This window comes from Flavobacterium sp. (assembly GCF_030146175.1).
GTDB lineage: Bacteria > Bacteroidota > Bacteroidia > Flavobacteriales > Flavobacteriaceae > Flavobacterium.
This window is the reverse complement of record NZ_JASLCE010000018.1, coordinates 23,550-32,860: the sequence shown is the minus strand read 5'-3', so window position 1 is coordinate 32,860 and position 9,311 is coordinate 23,550. Positions and strand designations below refer to the sequence as shown.

General features: G+C 41.2%; 5 protein-coding genes. 4 read left to right on the top strand and 1 reads right to left on the bottom strand.

What is annotated here, in order from left to right; all coding sequences use genetic code 11:
* A partial coding sequence (rpsL, locus tag Q1R07_RS01970) for a 30S ribosomal protein S12 (RefSeq protein ID WP_300485432.1) occupies nucleotides 1-290 on the bottom strand: 290 nt, incomplete at its 3' end.
* 179 nt (nucleotides 291-469) lie between these two features.
* On the opposite strand from rpsL, the gene Q1R07_RS01965 reads away from it, so the two are divergent.
* The 4 genes from Q1R07_RS01965 (at nucleotide 470) to Q1R07_RS01950 (ending at nucleotide 9,305) form a co-directional block, all read left to right on the top strand.
* Nucleotides 470-2,134, top strand: a complete 1,665-nt coding sequence (locus Q1R07_RS01965; RefSeq protein WP_300485430.1) for a hypothetical protein — start codon at nucleotides 470-472, stop codon at nucleotides 2,132-2,134.
* A gap of 77 nt (nucleotides 2,135-2,211) precedes the next feature.
* Complete coding sequence (locus Q1R07_RS01960) at nucleotides 2,212-5,442, top strand: SusC/RagA family TonB-linked outer membrane protein (protein WP_300485428.1); 3,231 nt, start codon at nucleotides 2,212-2,214, stop codon at nucleotides 5,440-5,442.
* Nucleotides 5,443-5,445: 3 nt separating this feature from the next.
* Nucleotides 5,446-6,924: a SusD/RagB family nutrient-binding outer membrane lipoprotein gene (locus Q1R07_RS01955; RefSeq protein ID WP_300485426.1), complete on the top strand. Its 1,479-nt coding sequence runs from the start codon at nucleotides 5,446-5,448 to the stop codon at nucleotides 6,922-6,924.
* A gap of 377 nt (nucleotides 6,925-7,301) precedes the next feature.
* Nucleotides 7,302-9,305: a SusC/RagA family TonB-linked outer membrane protein gene (locus Q1R07_RS01950; RefSeq protein ID WP_300485424.1), complete on the top strand. Its 2,004-nt coding sequence runs from the start codon at nucleotides 7,302-7,304 to the stop codon at nucleotides 9,303-9,305.
* Nucleotides 9,306-9,311 lie beyond the last annotated feature (6 nt).

Genomic DNA, 9,311 nt, shown 5'->3' with positions numbered 1-9,311 from the left:
ATGTGGTATCTAACTCCTGGTAAATCTTTTACCCTTCCACCTCTAACTAATACTATCGAGTGCTCTTGTAGATTGTGTCCTTCTCCTGGGATGTAAGCATTCACTTCATTACCATTTGTCAAACGTACACGCGCAACTTTACGCATTGCAGAGTTTGGTTTCTTTGGTGTAGTAGTGTAAACACGCGTACAAACCCCTCTTCTTTGAGGACAAGAATCTAAAGCAGCCGATTTACTCTTCTTAGTTATCTGGGCTCTCCCTGTTCTTACTAATTGTTGAATTGTTGGCATAATGTTTAATAAAATTTCTAACGTTATTAAATTCCCGCTTTTTACGGGGTTGCAAATGTAGAAATTATTTTCAACAAATCAAATCATAAATCATTAATTTTCAACCACATTAATCAACAAATAACTTCTGCATACTTTTTTGTAAATTTTGCGTTATTTTTACCAAAACAATTTAGTCTTTGAAAAAGCTATTTTTACTTACCCTTTTCCTGCTACTTTCGCTATCGGGAAAGACCCAGAACCTCTATTTAAAAATCGAAGGCAACTCCGCTACACAAAGCATGTTGATCGATAGTATCGGTTACCAATCAAAACACAGTAACACCAAATCAATCCTCGACGAGAGCCACAATTTCTCCAATACACTTGTAAAGATTGGCTACCTCGAAAATAGTTTGCTGGATCAAAAAAAAGTAAACGACAGCACATTCCTTTTCCGATACGAGCTGGGCAAAAAAACCAATCGCATCCATATATACACCAAAAATAACACTGCGGCCGTTCGCGATTTACTCAACTTAAATAAGGACACACTTATCATTCCACTGTCCGGAGTGGAAGATTTTATGAACACCTCTATCCACCTACTTGAAAAAAAAGGATATTCTTTGAGCAGCATCCAACTGATCAACCATAAAAAATACCAAAACACCTTATATACCGAATTAAAAATCGACACCGAAAAAAAACGCATTCTGGACGATATCATCATTGCCGGTTATCCAAAATTCCCGGAAGGCATCCGCAGAAACATCGTCCGTCAAAACCGAAAACGCATCTTTAACCAAGACAACCTCAAACAGATCCACAGCAACTTTAACGCGTTGCCTTTCGTCAATCAAATCAAATATCCGGAAATCCTATTTACCACCGATAGCACCAAAGTATATGTATATCTGGAAAAAGCGCGACCGAATCGCTTTGATGGGTTTGTCGGTTTTTCCAACGACGATAGCGGCTCCGTAAAGTTTAACGGTTACCTCGACCTGCTTTTAAACAATATCTTAAATGCCGGGGAAAAATTCAACTTGTACTGGAAAAACGACGGAAAAGAACAAACCACCTTTACTATAGGTGCCGAAATCCCCTACCTGTTTAAAAGTCCACTGGGAATAAAGGGAAGTTTAAAAATCTTTAAACAGGACAGCACGTTTCAGAACACCTCATCCGACATCAATCTGGGCTATTACTTTAATTACAACTCCAAAGTATTTTTGGGTTATCAGGAAACCGAGTCGGTCGATATTCAAAAAGCCAACTCCAGCAGTCTTAGCAATTACAACAACTCTTTCGTAACCGGAACCTACGAATATGCGCAATACAATCCGGAAGACTTTCTGTTTCCGGAAAAAACCAGCCTTTTCCTCAGAGCCGGAATCGGTAGCCGAAAAACAAAAGCCGAAAACAACGACCAGTATTACGCCCAGCTCAACGCTTCTCATAACATCTACCTCAACAGGCGTAACATTTTCAATATCCGCAACCAAACCTTCTATCTCCAAAGTGATCATTATATAATTAATGAACTGTTTCGCTTTGGCGGTATCAATTCGATACGCGGTTTTAACGAAAATAGTTTACAAGCGAGTTTGTATTCCGGTTTACTTATCGAATACCGTTACGTACTTGCCTCCAACATCTATGTTCATTCTATAACCGATTTTGCTTATTTTGAAGATAAAATCACAAACCTTAAAGATAATTTGCTTGGATTGGGCTTTGGCTTCGGATTATTAACAAAGACAGGACTTTTTAACATAATTTATGCCAATGGAAGCGCGAAAAATAACGAAATACAGCTTTCTAACTCAATAATTCACATTAGCTTTAAAACAAAATTTTAGCATTTTTTTTACACTTTCCTTGGTTTGTTGTGATTTTTTTAAGAAATTTGATTGCATAACCGTAATCAAAAACCAAAATGAGAGTAACAATCAAATCCTTTTTAACACTTTTTTTAGTGTTACTGGTGCAAAATCTGATTGCACAGGAAAGAATCGTTTCCGGGAAAGTGACCGATACAAATGGTTTACCTTTACCCGGTGTTAGCGTAGTTGAAAAAGGAACTACCAATGGATCCCAAACCGATTTTGACGGTAATTACAAGGTTAAAGTTAGCCCTAGCGCTACACTGGTATATACTTTTATTGGTATGAAAACCCAGGAGTTACGGGCGAATGCAACAGTACTAAATGTAAAACTGGAAGAAGAAGCCCGAGTACTGGAAGGTGTTGTTGTAACCGCTTTAGGTATTACACGAGACAAAAAATCACTGGGATATGCCTCTCAGAAACTCGAAGGAGAAGCGGTAAACTCCTCTCCTACAGTAAACTTCGTCAACAATTTAGCCGGTAAAGTAGCCGGATTGGATGTAAAAATCAACTCAAACTTTGGTGGTTCGACCAATATCGTACTTCGTGGTGCCAAATCCATCACAGGAAATAACCAGGCCTTAATCGTAGTCGACGGTATTCCGATTAGCAATGCCAACCTAAACAGTAAGGACGCTGTAAACGGTCGTGATGGTTATGATTTTGGTAATGCGGCAGCAGATATTGACCCGAACAACATCGAATCGATTAACGTATTAAAAGGTGCGGCTGCGACAGCGCTATACGGAAGTTTAGCTCAACAGGGTGCCATCATGATCACTACTAAAAAAGGAAAGAAAAACTCCGAAATCGGAATTTCAACAAGCTCTACCGTATCGGTGGGGTATTATGACAAATCTACTTTTCCAAAATACCAAACCGAATACGGACAGGGATATGCCGGAGAAGATAGTATTTACAGTGCCGATGTAAATGGCGACGGTATTCCGGATCTGGTAGCATCTACAGGAGACGATGCTTCCTATGGAAATGCTTTTAATCCGTCGTTAATGGTTTACCAATGGGATGCCTTTGTACCGGGAAATCCGAATTACGGAAAAGCGACACCTTGGGTAGCCGCTGCCAATAATCCGGGAACGTTTTTCCAGAACTCTACTTCCTATGTAAACAACGTTTCCTTAAATGGTGGTAACAGCGACAGTGCTTTTAACCTGAGCTATACCAACAATTCCGAAACCGGAATTATGCCCAATAGTAAACTGGTAAAAAATACGATCAGCGGTAATTATACCCGTGACCTGAACGACAAAATCAAAGTGAATTCGTTTATGACCTTTACGCATCAAAGTGTAACCGGTAGAAATAGCGTTGGATATGGCGACAATATCCTGACCGGTTTTAGACAATGGTGGCCGGTGAATGTCGACATGCAAGCTTTAAAAAGCGAATATTTCAGAACAAGAAGCAACGTAAGCTGGAACCAAATCGACCCTACTAACGGCGATTTACGTCCAAATTTCTGGAACAACCCGTACTTCGATCGTTACGAAAACTATACCAGCGACAACCGTAAACGTTTGCTAACCGGAGCCAGTATTAGTTTTGACATCACGAAAAACTTCAACCTGTTAGGTCGTGTGGGTATTGATTATTCCTACGACAAACAAGAGCTGCGTAAAGCAATTGGCAGTCACGCCGAGGAATTCGGAATCACACAATCGACCAATCAGGCAACCGAATCGTCCGGATATGTAATGTACACCCGCGACTTCCTGCAACAAAACTACGACATCATTGGTACGTATGATTTTAATCTGGGTTCTGATGTTTCGGCTAAGGTTATCGGAGGTTTTAACTTTATCCGCGCCGATGTGTATTCGTTCGAAGGTGCCACGGCTGGTGGATTGTTAGTACCGGGCATCTACAGCCTTTCTAACTCAAAAGTATTTATTCCGCCGGTGGAATCGACTATTCCATACGAAAAAGCAGGTGTTTATGCACAAGCCAATATCGACTATAAAAAAATGGTTTATCTGGAAGGATCTTTCCGCCATGACGAATCGACGGCTTTACCAAAATCAAGCCGCGGTTACGACTACTACTCTGCCGGAACCAGTATTATTGTTTCTGAAATGCTAAAAGCCGACTGGTTGTCGTTTGCCAAATTGCGTTTAAACTACGCTCGTGTAGGTAACGACCCCGTATACGGCCGATTGGGAGCTAAACAAAATAACGGATCCATCAACAACAATCCTATTTTTGGAAACAGTGATCAGTTAATCGAATTCGAAAAACTAAGACCGGAAATCACCCATTCGTGGGAATTAGGATTGGAAGCTTCTATCTTTAAAAACCGTTTAAGCGTGGATGCTTCCGTTTATAAAACGAATACAAAAGATCAGATATTCTTTGTACCGCAATCGCCATCCACGCAGTATATCTCCAAACAGATTAATGCCGGAGAACTGGAAAACAAAGGAATCGAGGTTGCCTTAAGTGCAACACCAATCAAAACCACCGATTTTTCATGGCAAATCAATGTAAACTGGTCTAAAAACGTAAACAAACTGCTATCACTGGATTCCGGAAGAACCAACTTGTTACTAACCACATTTCAGCGTACTTCGTTAAACGCGACCGTTGGAGAACCCTACGGAACCATCCGCGGAACCGATTATGTATATGATGCCAACGGAAATCCGGTTGTAGGCGACGACGGACTTTACCTTACAAACGCGGATCAGGTGTTAGGAAATATCCAACCGGACTGGATTGGTGGTGTATCCAATAAAGTTACGTACAAAAACCTTTCCCTTAGCTTCTTGATCAACGTACGACAAGGCGGTAGCATTTTCTCCCTTGATCAAGCCTACGGACAGGAAACCGGACTATATCCGGAAACAGCAGGACTTAACGACCTGGGCAATCCGATACGAAGCCCGTTGAGTCAGGGTGGTGGTATTATCCTACCGGGGGTAAAAGAAGATGGAACGCCCAATGATATACGTGTTGATGCGACTGCTTCGGCCAATGTATTTGGAGGTGACTCCAATCCGGAAAAAGCCTTTGTATACGACGCTTCTTTCGTAAAACTAAGAGAAGTTGCCTTAAACTACACCATGCCATCGAAATTACTGGGTCATTCGTTTATAAAAGGAGTCTCCTTTAGTCTAATCGGGAACAACTTGTGGATTATACAAAAACACACCCCTTATGCAGATCCTGAAGCAGGTTCGTCCGGCGGTAACATTCAGGGATATCAAAGTGGTGTAATGCCATCGATTAGAGTGTATTCTTTCAATGTAAAATTAAATTTCTAAAAGATGAAAAAGTTATTAATCCCTATAATCGCAATCGCATCATTCTTTTTCACAGGATGTGTTAATGATGACGACAATTTTAACGACGATACCAGTAAGACCTATGCCGCTTCGGCCGAAGCTTTATTGGCAAACTCTCAGAAAGAGCTAACCGATCAGTTAACCACGCCCAGCGTCAACCTGAATGTATTCCGTTACTTTACCCAATATTGGGCCGCGACCTTATACCGAGCTGAATCCCGTTACAACTTAACCAGCCGAAGAATTCCGGACAACCACTGGCGGATATTATACACCCGTGTTTTAGGTAACCTGAAAACGGCAAAAGAAGTAGTCGATGCCGAGGCCAAACCGGAAAATATTGCACAGGCAGACTGGGACAAAATACAGCAAAACAAATCGGCCATCATCGAGATCCTAAACATTTACACCTATCAGGTACTCGTTGATTCTTTTGGTGATATTCCGTATTCGGAAGCATTACAACCGGTTGATATTGTTTTACCCAAATACGATGACGATCAGACCATTTATCCGGATCTGCTAAACCGTTTAAATGCCGCTATTGCCGAATTGGATGACAGTCATGCTTCCTTTTCAAGTGGTGATCTGTTATACAACGGAAATGTTACCAAATGGAAATTATTTGCCAATTCCTTAAAAATAAAACTAGCCATTAACTTATCGGATGTAAACAGTTCTCTGGCACAATCGTCTATCGAGAGCGCCTTTACTGCCGGCGTTATTACCACCAATACCAATAATGCTTTGGTACAATTCAACTCCTTTTCACCAAACTACAACCAGATTTTTGGAGAATTGGTAGCCAGCAATCGTAATGACTTTGTACCGACATCTGTTTTTGTAAATGAGTTAAACACACTTAATGATCCGAGAAGACCTATTTATTTTACTCCGATGGCAGACGGTAGTTATGTAGGTGGTGCTTACGGTTACACCAACACCCAGCCTTATGAAACGTCCTATTCGCATGTTGGGGATGAAATTAAAAAACCGGATGCCAAAGGAGTACTTTTTGATGCGGCCGAAGTTAATTTTTACCTGGCCGAAGCAGCTGCAAGAGGTTATAGCGTTGGCGGAACTCCCGACGTTTACTATACCGCAGCCGTAACCGCCTCATTAAACTATTGGAATGTGGCCGCATCGGATGTTGCTACCTATCTGACGCAACCTTCTGTAGCCTATGCCACAGCAACGGGAACCTGGAAAGAAAAAATAGGCAAACAGTCCTGGATCGCATTCTACAACAGAGGTTTTGAATCCTGGAATTCGTTCCGAAGACTTGATGCTCCGGGCTTAACCGCTCCTGCGAGTGCTTTCCCTGTTGCCGAAGGAAAAATTCCGGTTCGCCTTACCTATCCGGTAAATGAGCAAACCGTTAACGGAGCCAGCTATCAGGCAGCGAGTGCAGCCATAGGTGGCGATAAACTCACAACCAAAGTATTTTGGGATGTAAATTAGAAAATCTAGTTCTTTTTATTTGAGTTATTTAAAAACCATCACAGCATTTATGTGGTGGTTTTTTTATTTCCGATTGCCATCATTATTTTATTTAGTGCCATTTTCAACACATTCAGCTTCTTTATCCCCTACTTAAATACACACAAAAACTACTCATTTCTTCACAGAATACCTTGAAATTAGAAATAGTTCACTCATTCATCTTTTGTTCTTAACAAAACAATACAGGAATCAATAATTCCATTGCATCATATTATATTATTAATAGTAAAAACTACACCAAACCGTATTATCGTAAAAAAAATTACTCAGGATCTTGTTTTTTGGATACCCCCCATTAAGGCCATACCTTATATGGGAATCAAAAAAGTAGACCTATGAGAATAAAGTTTATGTTCTTGCTAACCGCTATATTAGCAACCCAGTATTTCTTTGCCCAAGAGCGAAATGTGAAAGGTCGGATTACCGATTCCGACAACCTGCCTATACCAGGTGTCAGTGTTATTGAGAAAGGCACAACAAATGGTATTCAGACCGATATGAACGGAGAATATACGATAAAAGTAAGCCCGACAGCCATTCTAACGATTTCTTTTTTGGGGATGAAAACAAAAGAAGTCAAAGCCGATATTACACCTTTGAATATCGTCCTGAAAGCAGAAGTCACCGAAATGGATACTATTGTTGTAACCGCATTAGGCATCAAAAGAGAAAAAAAAGCCGTTGGATATTCCGTCCAGGAGATTAAAGGCAACGTAATCAACCACGCCGGGCAAACCAATGCTCTGAGTGCATTATCCGGGAATATTGCCGGAATTCAGGTAACCGCCCCATCCACTATGGGCGGCTCTTCAAGAATCCTCATCCGAGGTATTGGTTCGGTTACACAAAATAATCGTCCACTCATTGTTATCGATGGTATTCCTATGGACAACTCTAATTATAACAGCGGCAACGCGCAAAGGGGCGGCGGCGGTAGGGATTACGGTGATGCAGCAGCCGATATCAATCCCGATGACATTGAATCGGTTTCCGTATTAAAAGGAGGTCCGGCAGCAGCCTTATATGGCTCACGAGCGGCAAATGGCGTAATCATGTATACGACAAAATCCGGGAAAAACGGAAAAACGGAACTTTCCATAAAAACAGGTTTAACGCTGGAAAACATTTATATCATGCCCAGATTACAAAACCTATATGGCGGCGGTTCGTCCAGTATACTGCCAACCGCTACCATTAATGGTCAGTTATACAATCTTGCCGACTATAGTACCGACGAAAGCTGGGGTCCAAAATATAATGCCAATCTCCACTATCTTCCCTGGAGTGCATTCGATCCTGAATATCCAAACGACTATCTGGTAACGAAACCCTGGGTAAGTCCGCGAAAAGACGTGCCTTCTTTTTTTAACACAGGCTATACAACGACCAATAATGTGGCCGTAAGTCATGCGGCCAAAAGTGGTACTATCAGAATTTCGCTTTCCAACCAGCATACAACAGGTGTTGTCCCAAATTCAAAACTGGTAAAAAACACATTCGCAATAAACGGAAGTACTATGCTACACGAAAACCTCAGGGTTGATGGGACACTTTCCTATACAAACACCAATGCCTTTAATAGACCTACTCAAGGATATGATGGCAATTCCGTTGCGCAGAAATTTTTCCAATGGGGGCAACGACAATTGGATTTTGACAACCTAAAAAATTACAAACTACCCAATGGTAAGCAACGTTCCTGGAACAGAACATCATGGTCGGATCCTACCCCCTTGTATTCTGACAATCCGTATTGGACGACTTATGAAAACACTTCCGAAGACCTAAGAAACCGTTATACCGGAAGTATTAAACTAAAATACAATTTCAACAAAAACCTCTATGCTGTTGGAAATATATATGGCGATCAATATAATTTCACTGTCCAAAATAAAACGGCAGTGTATTCACAGGCCTTGTCCGGATATTCACAGGTTACACGGCAGACCTCAGAGATGAATTACGAAGCAAGAGTGCATTTTGACAAACGCTGGGACAAATTCAGCCTCAATTCCTTTATTGGAATCAACCGTAGACATCATCAACAGAATGTACTATCCGGCAGCACTGCCGGCGGACTAATCATTCCTAATCTATACAATCTTTCTAATTCTAAAAATCTTGCGACGGCTACTAATGCCAGTGCCCAAATGCGTGTCAACAGTGTATACGCAATGGTTTCGTTAGGTTATGCCAACATGCTCTATCTGGAAGTGACCAATAGGAAAGATTGGTTTTCGACGGTAACCCGGCCGGCAAATTATCCATCGGTAACCAGTAGTTTTATATTTTCAGAATTATTACGGAATGTTTCGTGGTTATCCTACGGAAAGATCTGAGGTGGC

Bases quoted from the DNA above. Each gene is read 5' to 3' on its own strand.
- Q1R07_RS01960 (WP_300485428.1), top strand. From the start codon at position 2,212: ATGAGAGTAACAATCAAATCCTTTTTAACACTTTTTTTAGTGTTACTG.
- Q1R07_RS01955 (WP_300485426.1), top strand. From the start codon at position 5,446: ATGAAAAAGTTATTAATCCCTATAATCGCAATCGCATCATTCTTTTTC.
- Q1R07_RS01950 (WP_300485424.1), top strand. From the start codon at position 7,302: ATGAGAATAAAGTTTATGTTCTTGCTAACCGCTATATTAGCAACCCAG.